Genomic DNA, 20,398 nt, shown 5'->3' on the forward strand with positions numbered 1-20,398 from the left:
GCTAACCCCGGTACGGGTTGTAGGACGGATACGGCACCGCCGCCCCGTACCACCCCGGTGCCCCGTAGGCCGGTGGCGCGTAGCCCGGCCAGCCGTTCGGGGCGGCGGTGCGGGCCGCGTAGTCGAGGGCGGGGCGGACCAGCTCACGTCGGCTGCGCAGCTCCGTCAGCAGGTGCCGTTCCCGCTCCACGAAGTCGGCGCCCGCCCGCCCCCGCTGCCCCCGGCGCCGCAGCAGGGCGAGCGTCGTCGCGTACGCCTCGTACTCGGCGACCGCCCGCCCGGCCGGCTTGCCGAAGTGGTACGCGGCGTACTCCCTGGCCATCTGCCGCGCCCGCATCGACCCCAGGACGAACGGCTCGGCCGCCCCCAGCCACCCGGCGTACACGTACGCCGGCAGCTCCTCCCGCACGGTCCGCAGCTCCCGCTGCCGCGTCCAGATCGCCAGCCAGGTCAGCAGCCCGAACACCGGCACCATGAACATGCCGTACACGGCGAAGAACCCGTACTGCCCGAACGTCGACGACCCGTTCCAGAACGCGTGCATGCTCATCGCGAGCAGCAGTCCGGCGAGCGGTACGAGCACGCGCCGCACCCGCTGCCGTTCCCCGGAGAACGCGGCGATGCCGAACCCGATGCCGGTGAGGACGGTGAACAGGGGGTGCGCGAAGGGGGACATGACGATGCGCACGAAGAACGTCGCGGCGGTGACGGAGGCGATGCCGGTGTCGCCGCTCAGCTGGTCGGTCCCGAAGGCCGTACCGAGGTAGAGGATGTTCTCGGTGAACGCGAACCCGGTGGCGGTGACCCCGGCTATCACCACCCCGTCGACGATCCCGGTGAAGTCCCGTCTGCGGAACAGGAAGACCAGGAGCACGGCCGCGGCCTTGGCGGACTCCTCGACGATCGGCGCTATCACGGTCGCCCCGAGCGTGTCCGCGCTGCTCGGATCCGCCGTCGCCGTCGCTATCCACCGCGTCGCGAAGCTGTTGGCGACGATCGCTATCAGCGCGGCCGCACACGCCCCCCAGGCGAACGCGAACAGCAGGTTCCGCCAGGGCCCGGGCTGGACCCGGTCGAGCCAGCGGAACGCGCCTATGAGCAGCGGCACGGGCAGCACCGCCAGGCCGAGCCCGACCAGAAAGCCCTCCGTGCCCGTCTGCTCCCGCACCAGCGCGAGGATGACCAGGCCGGAGAGGGCGAGCAGGGTGCTCAGCGCCCCGTACCGCACCCAGCGCCGCTGCCACCAGCGGGGATGCCGCAGCCCGGCGCCGGTGGGGTCCGGGGGGTACGACGGATACGGCGGGTACGGCGGCGGAAAGGTGGCCACGGCATCGACCCTAACGAGGTGACTCCAGTCGGTGCTGATCGCCCTGCTGCACCGGATGCTGTACGCGACGGAAGAGCAGATCGTTCACCACATGTCCCTTGTCCAGCCCCTGCCCCTCGAAACGGGTCAGCGGCCGGTACCCGGGACGTGTCGCGAAACCGCCCTCGGCCTGGGTGTTCTCGAACGCCGGGTGCGCGTCGAGCACTTCGAGCATCTGCTCGGCGTACGGCTCCCAGTCCGTCGCACAGTGCACGATCGCTCCCGGCCTGAGCCGGGTCGCGGCGAGGTCGAGGAACTCGGGCTGGATCAGCCGCCGCTTGTGGTGCCGCTTCTTGGGCCAGGGGTCCGGGAAGTACACCCGCAGCCCGTCGAGCGAGTCGGGCGTGAGCATCTCCCGGAGCAGGATGATCGCGTCCCCGTTGCCGACCCGGATGTGGGACAGCCCGTTCTGGTCGGCGAGGTTGAGCAGGTTCCCCTGCCCCGGCGTGTGCACGTCGACGGCGAGGATGTTGGTGCCCGGGTCCTCGGCGGCCATCTGCGCGGTCGCCTCACCCATCCCGAACCCGATCTCCAGGACGACGGGATTGCCGTTGCCGAACAGCTCACCGAGATCGATGACGTGCTGCCCGTCGATATCCAGCCCCCACTTGGGCCACAGCCGCTGCAGGGCGTCGGCCTGCCCGGCGGTGACCCGGCTCCGCCGTGGCTGGAAGCTGCGGATCCGCCGCTCGAAGTGCGATCCGGCCGGATCGGCGCTGGGCCCGTCCGGGAACCGCGGTTCTCCCTTGGTCCGGGTGTGCCGGACGGACACACCGGGAGCATGCGGGGAGCCCGCGCCGGGGACGGTCTCGGCGGGCCGGGGGGTCTCTGGGGCATTGAGCGAGTCAGACACAGTGGAGTCGATTTTACGGCCCGTGCGGGACGGGTTGGCGGGGTCGCGCCCGGGTCACACCGAGCCCAGCATCTCCAGCGCCCGGCGTGCCACCTCCCGCCCGATCGGCAGCGAGGCCGTCGCCGCCGGCGAGGGCGCGTTCAGCACGTGCACGGTCCGTGCGCTCTCCTTGATCAGGAAGTCGTCGACCAGCGAGCCGTCCCGCAGCACGGCCTGCGCCCGCACCCCGGCCGCCGCCGGCACCAGGTCCGCTTCCGTCACGGCCGGCAGCAGCCGCCGTACGGCCGCCGTGAACGCCCGCTTCGACACCGACCGCCGCAGCTCCCCGCCGCCGTACCGCCAGTGCCGTCGCGCCAGCGCCCACGCTCCCGGCCAGGCCAGCGTCCCCGCGACCTCCCGGGGCCGTACGACCCCCCACCCGTACCCCTCCCGGGCCAGCGCCGGCACCGCGTTGGGCCCGATGTGCACGCCCCCGTCGATGCCCCGGGTCAGATGCACCCCGAGGAACGGGAACGCCGGATCCGGCACCGGGTACACCAGCCCGCGCACCAGCTCCCGCCGCGCCAGCTCGTAGTACTCCCCGCGGAACGGCACGATCCGCATCCCCGGCTCGTCCCCGGCCAGCCGGGCGATCTCGTCGCTGTACAGCCCGGCGCAGTTCACCAGCACCCGCCCGCGTACGACGTCTCCGCGCGCGGTGAGCACGGCCACGCCCCGCTCCGGGCGCCGGTCGATGCGCTCGACCCGGGCCCCGTAGCGGATCTCCGCCCCCGAGGCCTCGCCGAGCTGCCGGGCGACTCCCGCGAAGTCGCACACACCGGTCGTCCCGACGTGTATGGCGGCGAGCCCCCGCACCTCGGGCTCGTACTCCGCGATCTGGGCGGCCCCCAGCTCCCGCACGGGTATCCCGTTCTCCCGGCCGCGCTGCACGAGCGCGTGCAGCCGGGGCAGCTCGGCCCGCTCGGTGGCGACGATCAGCTTGCCGGTGACGGCGTGCGCGACGCCGTATTCCGCACAGAACTTGACCATCTCGGCGGCACCCTTGACGGCGTACCGCGCCTTCAGCGACCCGGGCCGGTAGTAGATCCCGCTGTGGATGACCCCGCTGTTCCGCCCGGTCTGGTGCCGTGCGGCCCCGGCTTCCTTCTCCAGCACGGTGACCCGGGTACCGGGCGCGGCCCGGCTGATCGCATACGCCGTGGACAGCCCGACGATCCCGCCCCCGACGACGAGCACATCACAGTCATGAGCAACCCCGGCAGACACCTGCACCACCTCCCACGCTCGATAGTGCACTGCGCCACTGACAGCCACTTCAAACGCGGAGCCGGGGAAGCGTCCCTTCAGGGCACGGGGCGCCTTCGATGTGCGGCTGCCGCCGCGTGGGCGCGAACAGCCCCCACGCACCCGCACTCGCCCTACGACATGAGCCCGGCAGACGGCTAGGCGACCCTCACGCCGGCGCCATCAGCAGCGGACGCGCCCGCTCCCGCAGCTCCACCACCCTCGGCTCGTCCCCGTACGGCTCCAGCCGGTGCAGCAGATCCTTCACGTACTCGGTCGTCCGCGCCGACGAGATCCGCCCGGCCACCTCCACGGCCCGCACCCCCTGCTCGCACGCCGCGTCCAGGTTTCCGGACTCCAGTTCGGCGACCGCGGAGACGACGAGCCGCAGCCCGTGCGACCGCACGAACTCCTCGGTCGGCTTCGACAGCGCCTGCTCCGTGAACCGCCGCACCTGCCGCGGCGCCTTCAGGTCCCGGTAGCACTCGGCGGCATCGGCGGCGAACCGGTCGTATCCGTAGAAACCGAGCCAGGAGGGATCGTTGTCCCCCTCCCGCGCCCGCTCCAGCCACCCCTCCGCGGCCTTCAGCGCGGCCCCCGCCGCCTGCGCGTCACCGGCACGCGCATGTGCCCGTGCCTCGACCAGCCGGAAGAAGCTCATGGTCCGCGCGGTGGCCAGCCCCCGGTTGCGCTCGACGGCCGCCTGCGCGAGGTCGACGCCCTCGTCGCCGAACCCGCGGTACGTCGCCTGCAACGACATCGATGCCAGGACATACCCGCCGAGCGGCACGTCGGCCGCCGCGCGGGCGAGCCGCAGCGCCTGGATGTAGTACCGCTGCGCGGCCTCCTGCTGTCCCGTGTCGAAGGCCATCCACCCGGCGAGCCGGGTCAGTTCGGCGCTCGCCCCGAACAGCGCCCGCCCGACTTCGTCGGAGTACGCGCCGAGCAGCAGCGGTGCCGCCTCCACTCGTAAACACTCCGGCACCATCGACGAACGCCAGTCGCCGCCCCCGTACTTGGAGTCCCAGCGCCTGGCGTCCTCGGCGGCCTCCCGCAGCTTCTGCACATCGCTGTGGCCGACTTTGAGCGGTGCGCCGGAGGCCTCGGCGGTGTTCGCCTCCCGCGCGACCGAACTGTCGGCGGGGGTTATCAGCCAGCGCGAGGCGGGCGTTGCGTACGCGCTTACTGCGAACGATCCGGCCAGCGACTGCCAGATGCCGCCGGAACCGGCCCGGCGGCCGGCGAGGTCGAGCCGGTACAGCTCGGTGGCCGAGCGCACCGCCTGTCCGACGTCCCTGGGAAAGGCGAGGCCCACTTCGGGCGCGGGATCCGCGTCCGCCAGGCCGATCTCGTGGAGCGGCACCGGGCGGCCGAGCTTCTGGCCGATCGCGGCCGCGATGAGATGCGGCGCGGCGCCCTGCGGCACCATGCCCTTCGACACCCAGCGCGCCACCGACGTCTTGTCGTAGCGAAGAGTCAACCCGCGTTGAGCGCCAAGATCGTTGACGCGACGCGCGAGTCCTGCGTTGCTGATTCCCGCGAGGGCGAGAACGGTGCCGAGTTTTTCGTTCGGCCCGCGTTGCTCCCTGGACATGCGCCACCCCTCGACACAGACGGCTGCCGCGATGGCATAACCACGCGGCATTCGTAAACCCAGCGTAGTTCGCCGCATCCCAAGCGTTAAGGGGCATTGTTCCGGATGGCGGGATTGTGGTCCGTACGCGAGTGCGGCCCATATACGCACCGTGCACGGCCTGTCGCGTCGTGCCCCCGCCGTGTGGCCGTGCGCCTGGCCGTGCGCTCTTCTCCGGCCATCGGGGGAGCGGTTCCATGGTCCTTGCGTGGGTCGGCCCGCTGTACTGGATCCAGTGGGCTGGGGGACACCGCCACCTCAATCCCCGCGGGTGGCGGACCGGTCCGGGAGGCGATGCCCGCCTCCCGGACTGTGCGCGTTCGAGCACACGCGCGTGCGGTGCGCAAAGCATGTACGGAGCGTGCGCACCGCCGCGCGGACCTCGCCGAATTGGCCGAAAATCGACCCCTCCTTCTGCGGGCGATCAACGCTCCTACCATGGGAATTGAGGGCGCGAAGGGCGTCCTGGGGGAGCGTACGGGGGGCGCATTCGCGTCGCAGTCGCCTTGTGCCGTACGGCAGTCGGCTTCCTCCGCGGCTCTGCCGCGACTCTTCCACAGCACGCGCGCGTGGGCCGGTCCTGCGGCAACTCCGTGAAATCTTCCGAGGATCAAAGGCGGCCCCACCGCCCCTCCGGAGCGCGTCCTTCATGGCAGCATGGGGATCCAGTTCGTACCGTGCATGGTTGTCCACAGGCTGTGGAGGCGTCGATGCGGTGGTTGGTGGGATGGAGCAGCACCGCCTCCGGTGCCGCCACGCTCGGCTCCGCCGGCGCCCTGGGATACGACGGCGAGACCGTCCACCCCGTCGGCTCCCAGCTGTTGTGGGGCGACCCGGACCCGCTCTGGGCGGTCGGTGACTGGCGCCCCGACGAGGTGCGCGTCATCAAGGCGGACGCCCAGAACCGCATCGCCGTCCTCGGCACCTGCGGCGCCACCGACGAGGAGCTGCGCCTCGGCCTCTTCACGGCGCGCGGGGGCGCACTCCGGCATCTGACCGCCTGGCCCGGCAGCTACACCGCCGTCGTCCAGGTCGGCCGCCGGATCACCGTCTGCGGCGACCTCGCGGGCGCCCGCCCGGTCTTCCACACCCCCTGGGCAGGCGGTACGGCCTACGCCACGGCCGCGCTGCCGCTCGCCGACCTGATCGAGGCCAACCTCGACTACGGACACCTCGCCGCGCTCCTGGCCGCCCCCGACGTACCGGCCGCGGTGCACGACTCGACCCCGTACGAGGGCGTACGGCGCATTCCGCCGGGGCATGCGCTGATCCTGCGCACCGGGGCGCGCGAGGTCGCCGGGTACGAGCAGGTCGCCTCGCTCGCGGTCGCGGCCCCCTCCGCCGACCCCGACCGTGCGGTGGACGCCGTACGGGACGCGCTCGTAGAAGCCGTACGCGCGCGGCTGTCGGCCCCCCGGCACGTCCCGGACATCGACCCCGGTCCGGTGCCCGGCATGGGCCCCGCCGAGCGGCGTGCGGCGCGCGGGATGCCGGTGCCGGGCATCGGCGCCGACCTGTCCGGCGGCCCGGCCTCCGGCACCCTCGCCCTGCTGGCCGCCGGTCTGCCCGGCATGCCCGGCACGGTCCTGGGGCACGGCACGGGCGCCGGCGAGCGCCTCCTCGCGGTCACCTTCAACGACCTCGCCGTCGGCGGCCGCGAGGCGGAACTCCAACGCGCGGGCACCCTGGCGGCCAACCCGCGGCTGCACCACGTGGTGGTCACCGGCGGCGAGGACGTGCTCCCGTACGCCGACCTGGAGGGCCCCCTGACCGACGAACCGGGCCCGTCCCTCGTGCACGCCGCCAGACACCGCGCCCGCCTCGCCGCAGGCAGCGCCGACCACTTCACCGGCTACGGCGCCCGCCAGGTCCTGGACGCGCACCCCGCGCGCCTCGCCGACCTGCTGATGGACCGCAAGCGGCGGCACCTCGTCCGCCCGGTCGCCGCGCTCGCCAAGGCCGACGGCTCGGTGATGGTCTCCGCGCGCGTGTACAGCGCGGCGCGCCGGCTGGCGCGTACGCCGTACCGCGCGGGCGTCGAGTCCCTCGCCGAGCGCCTGCTGCGGCGCCGTTTCGACGACCCGGGAGGCGCGGTGGGCGCGTCCCTCGCGGCACTCACCTGGGCGAGACCCGGCCCGGCGGCGCGCTGGCTGACGGGTGAGGCGCTGGCTGAAGTATCGGTTCTGCTCCAGGGGGCCGCGAACCGCTCCGGCGTCGGCCCCGGGCAGCGCCCCGGCGACTACCGCGCGCGTGCCGTCCTCGCCCGCCACGCGGCCGACATCCGCATCCTGGAGCAGGCCGCCGAGATCCGCTCCCAGCGCCTGCACGCCCCCTTCCTCGACAACCAGGTGGTCCGCGCCTGCCGCGACCTCCCCGAGGCGCTGCGCGTGCAGCCGGGAGCCCGCGCCGCCATCCTCCGCACGGTCCTGGAGGGCGCCGGCGTCGCCGACCTCCCGCCGGGCTGGGGCGCCCCCTCGCACGCCTCCTCCGCGGCCGCCACCCGCACGGGGCTGCGCGTGGCGGCCGACGATCTGATCGCCCTCTTCTCGACGCCGCTGCTGGCGCAGGCGGGCCTGGTGGAGGCCCGGGTGGTCCGCAAGGCGGTGCGCGGGGCGGCGGCGGGCGAACCCCTGCCGCTGGACGGACTGGCCGACCTGGTCTCCCTGGAACTGTGGCTCCGCCGCCTGCTGTCCCGCCGGGGCACGTGCTGGACGGGCACACCGGCACGCGCCCGTGCGGTCCCTGCGGGGATCCGGCCGATGAGGGGGGCGCTGGCATCGGGGGCGTGACCCTCCGGGAGGGCGCCGTTGCGCTGCCGGTCCGCGGACCTCCAGTGCCCCACCTCCGAAACCCCCGTGCCCGATACCCACGCCCCGGCGACAATGACCCGGTGCGGTACCGAATTCTGGGTGTCACCCAAGCGACCGATGACCAGGGCACCCCCATACCCATCGGCGGCCCCCGCCTGCGCGCGCTGCTCACCGTCCTCGCTCTCCACCCCCACCGCACCCTCACCCCCGAGACCCTCATCCAGGAGGTCTGGGCGGCGGACGACGACCCGCCGCAGGACGCCCCGGCCGCCCTCCAGGCCCTCGTCGGCCGGCTCCGCCGCGCCCTCGGCAAGGACACCGTCGCCTCCACCCCCGGCGGCTACCGCCTGGACGCCGCCGAGGACGACATCGACCTGCACGTCTTCGAACGCCGGGTACGCGAAGGCGCGGCCGCCCTCGCCGCCGCCGATCCGGCGACAGCCCACCGCGTCCTCACCGAGGCCCTCGCCCTGTGGCGCGGCCCCGCCCTCGCCGACCTCCCCGACCGCGTGCCGGCCGCCGCCCGCCCCGAGGCACTCCGGCTGGAGGCCGCCCGCACCCGCGCCGACGCCGCCCTCCGCCTCGGCCGCGCCTCCGACGCCGTACCGGAGCTGACCGCGCTGACCAGGGCGCACCCGTACGACGAACCGCTGCACGCCCTCCTCATCCGCGCCCTGCGCGACACCGGCCGCACGGCGGACGCCCTCGCCGCGTACGAGACCGCCCGCAGCACCCTCGCCGACGGCCTCGGCACCGACCCCGGCCCGGAACTCCGGTCCCTGCACGCGTCGTTGCTGAGACAGGAGCCGGCCCCGCCGGGCACACCCCCGCCCCGCACCGGCAACCTGCGTCCACGGCTTACCTCTTTCGTGGGCCGGGAACCCGAACTCGACGCGGTTCGTTCCGAATTGCACAGGGCCCGCCTCGTCACCCTCACCGGACCGGGCGGCTCCGGAAAGACCCGTCTCGCCGAGGAGGCCGCCGCCGGGCTCCCGCAGGCATGGCTCGTCGAGCTCGCCCCGCTCGACCGGCCGGAGGCGGTGCCAGGCGCGGTGGTCAGCGCGCTCGGTCTGCGCGAGACCGTGCTCATGACCAACGAGCTGGGGACCCCGCAGGCCGACCCCACGGCCCTGCTCGTCGAGTACTGCGCGCGACGCAGCCAACTCCTGATCCTTGACAACTGCGAACATGTCATCGAAGCGGCGGCCGCCCTCGCCGAGACCCTGCTCACCCGCTGTCCGGGGCTCACGATCCTCGCCACCAGCCGTGAACCCCTCGGTGTCCCCGGTGAGTCGGTGCGCCCGGTCGAGCCCCTCGCCCCCGAGCAGGCACACCGGCTCTTCGAGGAGCGCGCCGCCACCGTCCGTCCCGACGTCCGTGGCGCGCCGGGCGACCGGACGGCGGTCGACGAGATCTGCCGCCGCCTGGACGGACTGCCGCTCGCCATCGAGCTCGCGGCGGCCCGGCTGCGGCTGCTGACGCCCCGGCAGATCGCCGACCGGCTCGACGACCGCTTCCGCCTGCTCACCTCCGGCAGCCGCACGCTCCTGCCCCGCCAGCAGACCCTGCGCGCGGTCGTCGACTGGTCCTGGGACCTGCTCGACGAGGGGGAGCGCACGGTCCTGCGCGAGGTGTCCGTCTTCGCCGGCGGCTGGGACCTCGCGGCGGCGGAGGCCGTGTGCACCGGCCCCGTCGCCGACCTCGTCGGTGCGCTCGTCGACAAGTCCCTGGTCGTCGCCACCCCGGACGGCCCGGACGGCACCGGCGGTATGCGCTACCGCATGCTGGAGACCATCCACGAGTACGCCGTCGAGCGTGCCGCCGAGGTCCCGGGGCTGCGCGCGGCGGCCGAGCGGCGGCACGGCGCCTGGGTGCGGGCGCTGGTGGAGGAGGCGGCGCCGAAGCTGCGGTCCGGGGAGCAGCTTCCGTGGATCCGCCGCCTGGAGACAGACCTCGACAACATCCGCGCCGCCCTCGACCGCGCGGTGTACGCGGGCGACGAGGCGCTGGCGGGCGGGATCGTCCTCGCCGTCAGCTGGTTCTGGTGGCTGCGGAACTACCGCCTGGAGGCCATGGCCTGGATGGGCGCGGTGCTGCGCCTGGGCATCGCCCGGGACGCCCTGCCGGACGGCGCCGGCCCGGAGGAACTGCGCGCGCTGGCCGACGCGGCGGACCCGGTGGGCGCGCTGCTGGCCGCCCCGGACACCGACACCGGGCACCCGCTGCACGAACTGCGCATGGACCTGCGGCTGTTCGACCTGCTCCTGGCGTCCGAGTCCGCCTCGGCCGGCCTGGTGACGGACGAGCGGGCCCCGAAGTACATCGCGCTGGTCCGGAGCGCCTTCGAGGCGGGCGGTCCCCGGGCCGCCCGGCTGCCGGGCATCATCTGGCCGCTGACCGCCTGGTTCCTGGGCAGCTCGGCGGACGTCGGCCCCGACATGGCCGCCGTAGTCGCCAACTGCCGGGTGCACGGCGGCGACTGGGAGATCGGCGTCACCCTGATGTACCGCGCCCATGTCATGGTCGACTCGCCCGGCAATCTGCGGGGCGTCGACGAGGACCTGGCGGAGCTGCGGATCCTCAGCCGGCGGGTCGGGGACCGCTGGATGCGGGCACAGGTGTGCAGCGCGGCCGGTGAGGCGGCCATGGCGCGCGGCCTGTTCACGGAGGCCGGGACCGAGTACGAGGAGGCGCTGCGGCTGGCCCACGAGGTCGGCGCGTACGCCGAGACGCCGTTCCTGATCGCGCGGCTCGCCGAGATCGCCTACCGCTCCGGCGACCGGGCGACCGCCCGGGCCACCCTGGACCGGGCGAGCGAGGCCTCGGACCGGTACGGGGTGGCGGAGTCGCAGGCGTTCGTGGCGCTGCTGCGGGCGCACATGGCCCAGCACGAGGGGGACCCGGCCCAGGCGCGCGGGTTCTGCGAGGCCGCCCGCGCGGCGACGCTGGGCGGCACCCCGCCACCGCAGTTCATGGCGGGGTTCCGCGCGGTCGATGCCCTGATCACGGCGATGGAGCAGGGCCCGCGGCAGGGGCTGCCGATCCTGGCCGGGGGACTGCGCGAGGCGATGGAGGCCCGGTGCGCCGAGGTGATCACGGCGGCGCTGGCGGACGTCGGCGCCGACCTGCTGGCCCGGCTCGGCGATCTGGCGGGCGCGGTACGGCTGTTCGCCGCCGCCGACCACTGGCGGGCCGGCAGCGTCCGCCCCGAGCCGGAGCGCACCCGCGCCGCGGAGATCGACGCGGCCGCCCACGCGGCGCTGACCCCGGAGCGCTACGCGGCCGAGCGCTCCCGCGGTGCGTCCCTCACCGAGGAGCACGTCCTGCGCGAACTGAGCAGGACGCCCACGGGCACCGCTACCGGCAGGTGAACTTCGAGTCGGCCCAGTCGGCGAGTGCCACCGAGTCGAAGCCGGTCCCCGGTTCGACCACCAGCCGCACGGTCCGGTGCCCGGCGAGGTTCACATGGACGGGCACGGCGGCCTGACCGCCCTCGACCGTCCCGGACCGCCACAGCCGCTCCCCGTCCGCGTAGACGGCGAAGGCGACCTTGCCGAGGCCGAGCGTCATGTCGTCGACGCCGGCCATCGCGTCGTAGGCGGTGCACTCGCGGTTGAGGTCGATGGTGACGGAGGACCGGCCGTGCACGGTGACGCCGTTCGCGTACCGCTCGCCGGCGACCGTCACCCCGTACCGCTGCCACACCCAGCTGCTCTCGCCGAGCCGCATCTCGGGCTGGGTGCCGTCGCCGGTGACGTCGAAGCGCAGCTCGTTCCACTGGTAGACGACCGGGGCGGGCGGCGGCGTGGGCGTCGGCGTGGGAGTGGGGGCCGGCTTCGGGGTCGGGCTGGGCGTCGGACTGGGGGTGGGGGTCGGCCTGGGGCTCGGGGTGGGCTTCGGAGTCGCGGGCGGGCTCGGGGTGGGCGTCGGGGTCGGCTCCGGGGCGAGGACCACCGGCTCGGGTTGCGGCGCCCGCTTCGGCGGGGTGGGGGCCGGGGTCGGTGTCCCGGGCTCGACGACCGGCGCGGAGGGGGTGGGGCGGGCCACCTCCTTGGTCGGATGGCTGTCGTTCATCAGGGCGAGGGCCAGCGCGGCGGTGGCCGCCACGGCGACCACCCCGGCCGCGATGCCGGCCTTCACCGGCGCCCCCAGCCCCTCCGAGGCCGCGGCACCACCGGCACCGCCGCCCGCCCCGCCGGACGAACCGCCCGCCGCGGCGGCCGCGCCCGCGGCCCCCACTCCGGCACCGCCCGCGATGATCCCGAGCGCCTTGGCGTACCCGGCGGCCCCGAACCAGCCGATGACCGCGACCGGTACGACGGCCGGGATACCGGCGGCGACCTCCTCGATCTGGGTGGCGGCCAGCCGGCACTTGGCGCACTCCTCCAGATGCTTGCGCAGCCCCCGCTCCGCGCGGATGCGCAGCTTGCGGCGGGCGTAGCCGCCGAGCTGGTCGGCGTAGCGGGCGCACTCCTCGTCGTCGATGAGAGAGGCGCTCACATGGGCCTGGAGGTAGGCCTGCTTCAGCCCCTCACGGGCCCGGCTGGCAAGGACACGCGTGCCGTTGGCGTCCAGCCCGAACAGGGTGGCCACCTCGCTCGGCGACTCGTCCTCGACCTCGGTGTGCCACAGCACCGCCTGCCACCGCTCGGGCAGCGAACGGAAGGCCTGCATCGCCATCGACTGCTCGGCCTCGTGCATCGCGCGCACATCGGCGCCGAGGTCCAACCCCGCTCCGAAGGAGCCGGCGGATGCGGTGTCGTCGGCCTCGGAGCCACGCGCGGACTGCGCCGCGAACAGCGCGAAGTCGTCGACGAGTTGCTCACGCCGGGCCGACTTGATCCACTGCGCGGCGACCCGCCGTACGGAGGTGAGCAGATAGGCACGCACGGCGTACTCGGGCCCGGCCCCGCCGCGCACCGCCTGCAGCATCCGGGCGAAGACCTCGGCGGTCAGGTCGTCCGCGGTGTGCCCGTCCCGGCAGCAGGTCCGCGCGTACCGCCGTACCGCGTCCGCGTGCCGCCGGTACAGCTCCTCGTAGGCCGAGTCGTCGCCGCCCCGCATCCGCTCGATCAACTGGGTGTCGGCGGGGGGCTGTTCCCGGGGCGGTGGCAGCACACTGCCGCTCCGCTGTGCCGGAACGTTCCCTTCCGGCGGTTCGCCGACGGGCGGAACACCGGCCCGCCCGCCCTGACTGGGCACCTGCGGCGAGGTCAGTTCCTCACCGGCGGACTCGTCCCACCCGTCAACGCTCATCGCGGAACGCCCCCGATGCCTGCCCAACCCGACCCAATCACCGGGTCAGACTGCCACATTGGCTTTTGTTCAGCCCCTGGAGCGACGGACGTACCACTCGTCCGAGGGCACTTGTCAGCGCGGTGCACTGACGATCACCCCTGAGGGGAAGCATCAGCAGACGGGCCCCGCGCCCCTGCGAGGAGCGCGGGGCCCGGCCAATGTGCGGCACCGCCGCGTGGGCGCGCTCAGCCACAGTCCCCCTGCACCCGCCTACGACCACTGACGGCACATGCCCCGCGCCGCCAGGCACAGGGCACCGTCACGGCACCGTCAGGGCCGGGACCGCAGCCCCTCCAGCAGGATGTCCAGCAGCCGCGACGAAGCCGCCGCCTGCTGTGCCGGATCCGGCAGCGAGGGCGCCGCCGTGGCGATCACCAGAAGCACGTCGGACACCGAGACATCCGCCCGCAACTCACCCGCCGCGCGAGCCCGTTCCACCAGCCGCCCGACGACTTCGAGCAGCGCGGCCGCTCCCGCGTCGTCGTCGGCGCCGGCCGTCGGCTCCCGTTCCTCCGGCACCAGCCGCAACTCACCGGCGCCGGGCTGCGTCCGCTGCTGCGGCACCCGGGCCGCCTCGGCCCCGGTGCCGGAACCGCCGACCTCCTCCGGCACCCCGACGCGCAGCACCTGCGGCGGCAGCAACCGCCCCGCCCCCGACGCCACCGAGGTCCGCAGGAAGCGCGACAGCGCCGACCACGGCTCGTCCTCCTGCCCGAGCGCGGCCCGCGCCTGGTCGGTCAGCCGGGAGGTCTCCTCCTCGGCTATCCGCCGGACCAGCACGTCCTTGCTGGGGAAGCGCCGGTACACGGTGCCGACCCCGACCCGCGCCCGCCGCGCCACGTCCTCCATCGGCGCGCCGTAACCCAGCTCGCCGAAGACCTCGCGCGCCGCACGCAGTACGTGCTCCAGATTGCGCTGTGCGTCCACCCGCAGCGGCGTCGTACGCGGCCCGTCGCCGCGTCCGTTGCCCGTCGCCGCGCTCACCGTTCCGCCGCCCGTCGTGAGGGCGGAGGCCGATGCCCAATGCGTGTCCTGAATATGCATCTGTGTTCCCCCGGTTAATGATGTCTCCCCCCGGAGACTCTCCCCGCACTGTGAAAGCCGGAGCGAGTGGAACTGTCGCCGATCCATGGACCGTCCGCCGGGTGAACCCGCCCGTCGCGGACCGTTCGGCCACATCCCCTACACCCCGTCGACACACGAACATAGTTGAGAGGCTGTCAATTCAGAAGGGGGACGTTCCGCACGGAGCGCCCCCCGATCGGAGTACGGGTCGCTTACCTCCCGATTCGTTGCCTCCGCGCCCCCTCGTCCGCCCCCGCTGACCTGGCCCCTTTCGTCCGGCTCCGGACGCGCGCCCGGCACCCCGCACAGCAGCCCGCCGGTCACACAAATTGCCGGGGCTGTGGACAAACAACAGTCACGGGTGCGTCATGGGATGGTGAAGGAACGTGCGCGCATTCTCGTTGTCGGCGGCGGCTACGTCGGGATGTACACGGCCCTGCGACTCCAGCGGAAGCTGAAGGCGGAGCTCAGGCGGGACGAGGTCGACATCACTGTCGTCACCCCCGATCCCTACATGACGTACCAGCCGTTCCTTCCCGAAGCGGCCGCGGGTTCGATTTCTCCTCGTCATGTCGTCGTACCCCTGCGGAGCGTCCTGGACCGGTGCCATGTCGTCATCGGCGAGGTGATGTCCATCGAGCACGCCAAGCGCACCGCCGAAGTCACCACCCTCGCCACCGCCGAGGAGCGGAAGGGCGCCACATTCCTCGAGTACGACGAACTGGTCCTCGCGCCCGGCTCGGTCGCGCGCACGCTGCCCATCCCCGGTCTCGCCGAGCACGGCATCGGCTTCAAGACCGTCGAGGAGGCCATCGGCCTGCGCAACCACGTCATCGAGCAGATGGACATCGCCTCCTCCACCCGCGACCCCGCGATCCGCGACGCGGCCCTCACCTTCGTCTTCGTCGGCGGCGGCTACGCGGGCGTGGAAGCCCTCGGCGAACTGGAGGACATGGCCCGCTACGCCACGCGGTACTACCACAACGTCCAGCCCGAGGACCTGAAGTGGATCCTCGTCGAGGCCACCGACCGGATCCTGCCGGAGGTCGGCCCCGAGATGGGCCGCTACACCGTCACCGAGCTGCGCCGCCGCAACATCCAGGTGCTGCTGAACACCCGCCTGGAATCCTGCGCCGACCGCATCGCCGTCCTCAGCGACGGCCAGCGCTTCCCGGCCCGGACGCTCGTGTGGACGGCCGGCGTCAAACCGCACCCCGTGCTCGCGGCCACCGACCTTCCGCTCACCCCGCGCGGGCGGCTGAAATGCACCGCCGAGCTGACGATCGACGGCGTCGACCACGCGTGGGCCGCGGGCGACGCCGCCGCCGTTCCCGACGTCACCGCCGCCGAACCCGGCACCGAGACCGCCCCCAACGCACAGCACGCGGTCCGCCAGGCCAGGGTCCTCGGCGACAACATCGTCCACGCGCTGCGCGGCGAACCCCTCGACACCTACACCCACGCCTACGTCGGCTCGGTCGCCTCCCTGGGACTGCACAAAGGCGTCGCCCAGGTCTACGGGCGCAAGCTGAAGGGCTACCCTGCCTGGTTCATGCACCGCGTCTACCACCTGAGCAGGGTGCCCACCTTCAACCGCAAGGCCCGTGTGCTCGCCGAATGGACGCTCTCCGGACTCTTCAAACGGGAGATCGTCTCGCTCGGATCACTCGAACATCCCCGAGCGGAGTTCGAACTCGCGGCCGGTGGAAAGCCTCCTCACAGTCCCTCCGACGACTCGAACGGGTCGTCCTGACGGAACTCAGGAACTCCACGGCCCGCCCCGGCGTCTGACGGATGTCGCCGCCGACGGCCACCCTGCCAGACTGCCCCCCGACCGAGCACAAGGCTTCTCCCCAGAACTGCACCGGGGGACTTCCCCCGGCTCCCGGCCGCTCCCGTAGCAGGCCGGAGACGACGACACGAGGCAAGGATTCGTGAACTTCACGCGCTGGAGCGCCCGGCTCCCCGGAACGCAGCGCCGCGCCGCAGCGCGGAACGAGCACGGGGTCCCTCCGGACCGACGGGGGGAAGGCTCCGTGCCCGCCGCCCGCGTCGAACAACTGACCGACAACGCGCTGTGTCTGCCCGCCGTCGACGAACTGCCCGCCCGAGACGTCCTGGACCGCGTCCCGGCCCTGGTCGCCCTCGTCCACGGCCCCGACCACCACATCGCGTACGTCAACGACGCCTATACGACGGCCTTCGGCGTACGGCCCCCGGGCGCCCCCGCCCGCGAGGCCCTGCCGGAACTCGCCGAACTCGGTCTCCTCCCCCTCCTCGACCAGGTCCTGCGCAGCGGCAAGCCCCGCACCCTGAAGTCACGCAAAGCACTCGACGGCCGCACCTACACGTTCACCTGCACCCCCGTCGCCGAGAACGACGACCACGACGGCGGGGTCCTCCTCTTCGCCACCGACGTCACCGACCACGCCGAAGCGGCCGAGCGGCTGCGCGCCAGCGAGCGCCGCCAGCGCGAGACGGCCGTGACCCTCCAGCGCAGCCTCCTCCCGCAAGAACTCGAACAACCGGACGACCTGCGCATCGCCGCGACCTACCAGCCCGGCGGCACCGAGGCCGCGGTCGGCGGCGACTGGTACGACGTCATCACCCTCGGCGGCGGCCGCACCGCCCTCGTCATCGGCGACGTGATGGGCCGGGGCGTCCGCGCGGCGGCCGTCATGGGCCAGCTCCGTACGGCGGTCCGCGCCTACGCCCGCCTGGACCTCCCCCCGCACGAGGTCCTCCAGCTCCTCGACGGGCTCGCCACCGAGATCGACGCCAACCAGATCGCCACCTGCGCCTACGCCGTCCACGACCCGAACGAGGGACGGCTGGTGTACGCCTCGGCCGGCCACCTGCCGATCCTGGTCCGCGACGAGAACGGCAGTGTGCTCCGCACCGACGAGCCGACCGGCCCGCCGCTCGGCACGGGCGGCTGGATCCACACGTCGGGCTCGGTGCCGCTGGGCCCCGGCTCCACGGCCGTCCTCTACACGGACGGCCTGGTGGAACGCCGTAACGAGGACCTGGACGAGGGCATCGCCGCGCTCGAACGCGCGCTGGCGGGAGCCACCGGCACTCCGCAGGTCATCTGCGACCGCCTGGTCCGCTCGGCCGGCGTCACGGCCGACCACGACGACGATGTCGCCGTCCTGGTCCTCCAGCACCCGGCCCGCACGGGCCCAGACGGCGAGCTGTTCCGCAACGCGGCGCTGGAACTCCTCGGCGGTGTCGAAGCGGCACCACGCGCGCGGGCGTTCGCCTCCGGCGTGCTGACCAGCTGGCGCTTCCCGGTCGAACTCCACGACCTGGGGGTCCTCGCCACGAGCGAGCTGGTCGCCAACTCCCTCCAGCACGGCACCCCGCCCATGCGGCTGCGGCTCCGCCGCACCGACCGCCGCCTGATCATCGAGGTGACGGACGGCGACGACCACCTGCCGAGGAGACGCCGCGCGGAACCGGGCGACGAGTCGGGCCGGGGGATCGCCATCGTGGCGACGATCGCTTCGGGGTGGGGGTCGAGAAGGACACCGGGGGGCGGGAAGGCGGTGTGGTGCGAGTTCGTACTGCCGAAGGGGTAGAGGAGGGCCGAGCCTTGGCTGCGGGCGAGTGGGGGCTGGTCGCGCAGTTCCCCGCGCCCCTAGGGGGCGCTCCACTCACGCCAGCTACCTAGCTGCGGGCAGTCGTGCCGCATGGGCGGCACGGGTGGGCGCAGCGGCACCCTGCCAGCGCCGGTGTGCGAAACCCCCAGCCCCAGCCACCCCTACGCGGACACGGACTCCGCAGCAGCTCCACCCCGTGCCACGACCACGCTCTTCGAGGCGAGCCACGGCTGGTCCTGGGCCGCGGTCAGCCGCTTTCCGAGGCGTACCGCCAGCACACTGATCCCCAGGGAGAACAGCAGGAACGTCACGACGTACGGCGCATGCAGCGAGGCTCCCATCGGACCCCCCACCGCCGGCCCCACGGCCAACGCCAACTGTTTCACCAGCGCGAACGCAGAGTTGTACTGCCCGGCCAGCCCCGTCGGCGCAAGGTCGGCGACCAGCGGAGCGACCGTCGGCGACAGCATCGCCTCACCCAGCCCGAACAGCGCGTACGTCGACACGAACGCGGCCGTCGCCATCTCCTGACTGCCGTGCCCCAGCCCCGCGTACCCCGCCGCGACCCACGCCACGGCCCAGATCAGCCCGACCCCCGCGATCACCCGGGACCGCCGCCGGCGCTCCACGAACTTGAGCACGGCGAACTGAGCGACCACGATCATCAGGGTGTTCGCGGCCAGCGCGGTCCCCAGCGCGGACGTCGATATCCCCGCCGCCTCGACGCCGTACGCGCTCAGCCCGGACTCGAACTGTCCGTAGCACGCGAAGAACAGCACGAAGCCCAGCACGCTCAGCTGCACCATCGCCCGGTTCCCGAGCAGCTGCTGCCAGCCGCCCTTGGCACCCGAGGCCGGAGCGCCCGCGATCCGCGGTGCGTGCGGTATCCGTACCGTCGACATCACCACGACCAGCAGCAGGAACATCGCCGCCTCGATCGCGAACAGCAGCGTGAAGGAGGAGACCCGGGTCGTGTCGACCAGGTGGCCGCCGATGAGGCCGCCGACACCCAGCCCCAGGTTCTGCAGGAAGAACTGAGTCGCGAACGCCCGGGAGCGGGTCTCCGCCGTCGAGGAGTCCACGATCATCGTCGCCAGCGCCGGCTGCATCACGGCCTGCCCGGCCCCGAGCAGCGCGGCCGCGGCCAGCACGGTCGCCGCATGGCCCGCCAGGCCCAGGCTCAGCGCCCCTATCGCGGCCATGACCAAGGCGGTGAGAAGGACCGGCAGTGGGCCGCGCCGCACGATCGCCCTGCCGGCGAACGGCAGCACGATCAGCGCGGCCACGGCAAAGACGGCGAGTACCAACCCCGCTGTCATGGCACCCAGCCCCCGTACCTGCGCCACATAGACGTACAGGTAGGGGACGGTGAAGCCGAGCCCGAACGCGCTGAGTGCGTTGCCCACGTGGATCCGGCGCATCGCTGCGCCCATCGCCCTGGTCACGTTCACCTCTCTCAGGTCGTCAAGTCATCGGACTGCTGAAGTCTGAAGACTTAGAAGCTAAAGTTCGAAGCTAAAGACTACATGGCGAAGGACTTCAACGCCAAGCTTGCTCGTGCCATACTGCGGGCATGGCCGACACCACCGGCGCCGGCGAGCCGACACTCGACGAACAGATCGCCGCCTACCAGCGCGAGTTCCAGGACCTCGACCCCCAGGTCGAGAAGGTCGTCTCGGCGCTGTCCCGGCTCAACCGCCGGATGCACGTCGCCTACGGCCGCCAGACCTCGGCCCTCGGGATCAGCAACGCCGAGTGGGAGGTCCTCAAAGCCCTCGTCCTCTCCGGCGTCCCCTACCGCATGGGCCCCAGCGAGCTGGCCAAGCGGCTCGGTCTCACCCCGGCCGCGATGACCCACCGCATCGACCGGATGGTCGCCGAGGGTCTGGTCACCCGGGAGCGGGACGAGTCCAACCGCGTCCGGGTGATCGTCGAACTGACCCCCGAGGGCCGCGAGAAGTGGCTGGAGGCCATGCGTCTCGCCTCCGTCTTCGAGGAGGAGCTGCTCCAGGACCTCTCTCCGGCGGAGCGAGGTGTGCTCGGCGAGGTCCTCACCAGGCTGCTGCGCCGCGTGGAGCATGCCCAGCCCGACGCCGGCGGCCGCCTCACCGACCTGGACTGACCCAGGTCACGGGGGCCGGGAAAAAATCTTGACAGGGGGCACTTGACACCCCCCTGCCCGATCCGTAAAGTTCTTCGGGTTGCCGCGGGGCCGTAACGGTTCTGCGACAGCACCTCCGCCGCATAAGCGGCACTCAAACCATCAGTACGATCTCCCGACCGGGTTGATTTCGGCGTGCCCGAATTCAATTCGATTTCGGGTCTCTGTGCTGTCCGGTCGAGTCGCAAGACCCGATTGGGCATCGCGGAGTGAATCCGCTAAGGTTTGAGACGTCGGAACGGCCCAACAGCCGCGAAGACAACACCCGCTGACTGGGAATCAGACGCCGAAAGGATCTGATAGAGTCGGAACCGCCGGAAAGGGAA

General features: G+C 73.0%; 12 protein-coding genes. 5 read left to right on the forward strand and 7 right to left on the reverse strand.

Going from position 1 to position 20,398, the window contains the following annotated elements; genetic code table 11:
* Window position 1: 1 nt before the first annotated feature.
* The 4 genes from ACFWXC_RS41580 to ACFWXC_RS41595 all read right to left on the reverse strand — a co-directional run bounded on the left by ACFWXC_RS41580 (window position 2) and on the right by ACFWXC_RS41595 (window position 5,097).
* Entirely contained in the window at window positions 2-1,327 is a 1,326-nt protein-coding gene (locus tag ACFWXC_RS41580) for a PrsW family intramembrane metalloprotease (RefSeq protein WP_384487425.1), read from the reverse strand.
* 10 nt (window positions 1,328-1,337) lie between these two features.
* Entirely contained in the window at window positions 1,338-2,219 is an 882-nt protein-coding gene (gene trmB / locus ACFWXC_RS41585; protein ID WP_384487427.1) for a tRNA (guanosine(46)-N7)-methyltransferase TrmB, read from the reverse strand.
* 54 nt (window positions 2,220-2,273) lie between these two features.
* The gene (gene lhgO / locus ACFWXC_RS41590; protein ID WP_384487429.1) at window positions 2,274-3,494 is read right to left on the reverse strand and encodes an L-2-hydroxyglutarate oxidase; all 1,221 of its coding nucleotides are present in this window, start codon (window positions 3,492-3,494) and stop codon (window positions 2,274-2,276) included.
* 178 nt (window positions 3,495-3,672) lie between these two features.
* Entirely contained in the window at window positions 3,673-5,097 is a 1,425-nt protein-coding gene (locus ACFWXC_RS41595; RefSeq protein WP_351713581.1) for an MFS transporter, read from the reverse strand.
* Between the two features lie 749 nt (window positions 5,098-5,846).
* On the opposite strand from ACFWXC_RS41595, the gene ACFWXC_RS41600 reads away from it, so the two are divergent.
* Both ACFWXC_RS41600 and ACFWXC_RS41605 read left to right on the forward strand, forming a co-directional pair.
* Window positions 5,847-7,925 carry an asparagine synthase-related protein gene (locus ACFWXC_RS41600; RefSeq protein ID WP_384487431.1) on the forward strand — a complete coding sequence of 693 codons (2,079 nt, stop codon included), beginning with the start codon at window positions 5,847-5,849 and terminating at the stop codon, window positions 7,923-7,925.
* Window positions 7,926-8,026: 101 nt separating this feature from the next.
* Window positions 8,027-11,317: a BTAD domain-containing putative transcriptional regulator gene (locus ACFWXC_RS41605; RefSeq protein ID WP_384487433.1), complete on the forward strand. Its 3,291-nt coding sequence runs from the start codon at window positions 8,027-8,029 to the stop codon at window positions 11,315-11,317.
* Here the strand turns inward: ACFWXC_RS41605 and ACFWXC_RS41610 are convergent.
* On the reverse strand, window positions 11,304-13,202 hold the full coding sequence (locus tag ACFWXC_RS41610; protein WP_384487435.1) for a sigma-70 family RNA polymerase sigma factor: 1,899 nt from the start codon (window positions 13,200-13,202) through the stop codon (window positions 11,304-11,306). The genes ACFWXC_RS41605 and ACFWXC_RS41610 overlap by 14 nt on opposite strands.
* A gap of 312 nt (window positions 13,203-13,514) precedes the next feature.
* Window positions 13,515-14,288 carry a TetR/AcrR family transcriptional regulator gene (locus ACFWXC_RS41615; protein WP_384487437.1) on the reverse strand — a complete coding sequence of 258 codons (774 nt, stop codon included), beginning with the start codon at window positions 14,286-14,288 and terminating at the stop codon, window positions 13,515-13,517.
* A 394-nt stretch (window positions 14,289-14,682) separates the two neighbouring features.
* Here ACFWXC_RS41615 and ACFWXC_RS41620 point away from each other — a divergent pair, with 394 nt between their 5' ends.
* Window positions 14,683-16,062, forward strand: a complete 1,380-nt coding sequence (locus tag ACFWXC_RS41620) for an NAD(P)/FAD-dependent oxidoreductase (RefSeq protein ID WP_384487439.1) — start codon at window positions 14,683-14,685, stop codon at window positions 16,060-16,062.
* Between the two features lie 181 nt (window positions 16,063-16,243).
* Window positions 16,244-17,890, forward strand: a complete 1,647-nt coding sequence (locus ACFWXC_RS41625; RefSeq protein WP_384487441.1) for a SpoIIE family protein phosphatase — start codon at window positions 16,244-16,246, stop codon at window positions 17,888-17,890.
* 182 nt (window positions 17,891-18,072) lie between these two features.
* Here ACFWXC_RS41625 and ACFWXC_RS41630 read toward each other — a convergent pair whose 3' ends face one another.
* Window positions 18,073-19,332 (reverse strand): MFS transporter, encoded by a 1,260-nt coding sequence (locus tag ACFWXC_RS41630; protein ID WP_384487451.1) that lies wholly within the window; start codon window positions 19,330-19,332, stop codon window positions 18,073-18,075.
* A gap of 152 nt (window positions 19,333-19,484) precedes the next feature.
* On the opposite strand from ACFWXC_RS41630, the gene ACFWXC_RS41635 reads away from it, so the two are divergent.
* Entirely contained in the window at window positions 19,485-20,033 is a 549-nt protein-coding gene (locus tag ACFWXC_RS41635) for a MarR family winged helix-turn-helix transcriptional regulator (RefSeq protein WP_384487443.1), read from the forward strand.
* The last annotated feature ends 365 nt before the right edge of the window (window positions 20,034-20,398 follow it).

The organism is Streptomyces sp. NPDC058683 (assembly GCF_042716195.1).
GTDB lineage: Bacteria > Actinomycetota > Actinomycetes > Streptomycetales > Streptomycetaceae > Streptomyces.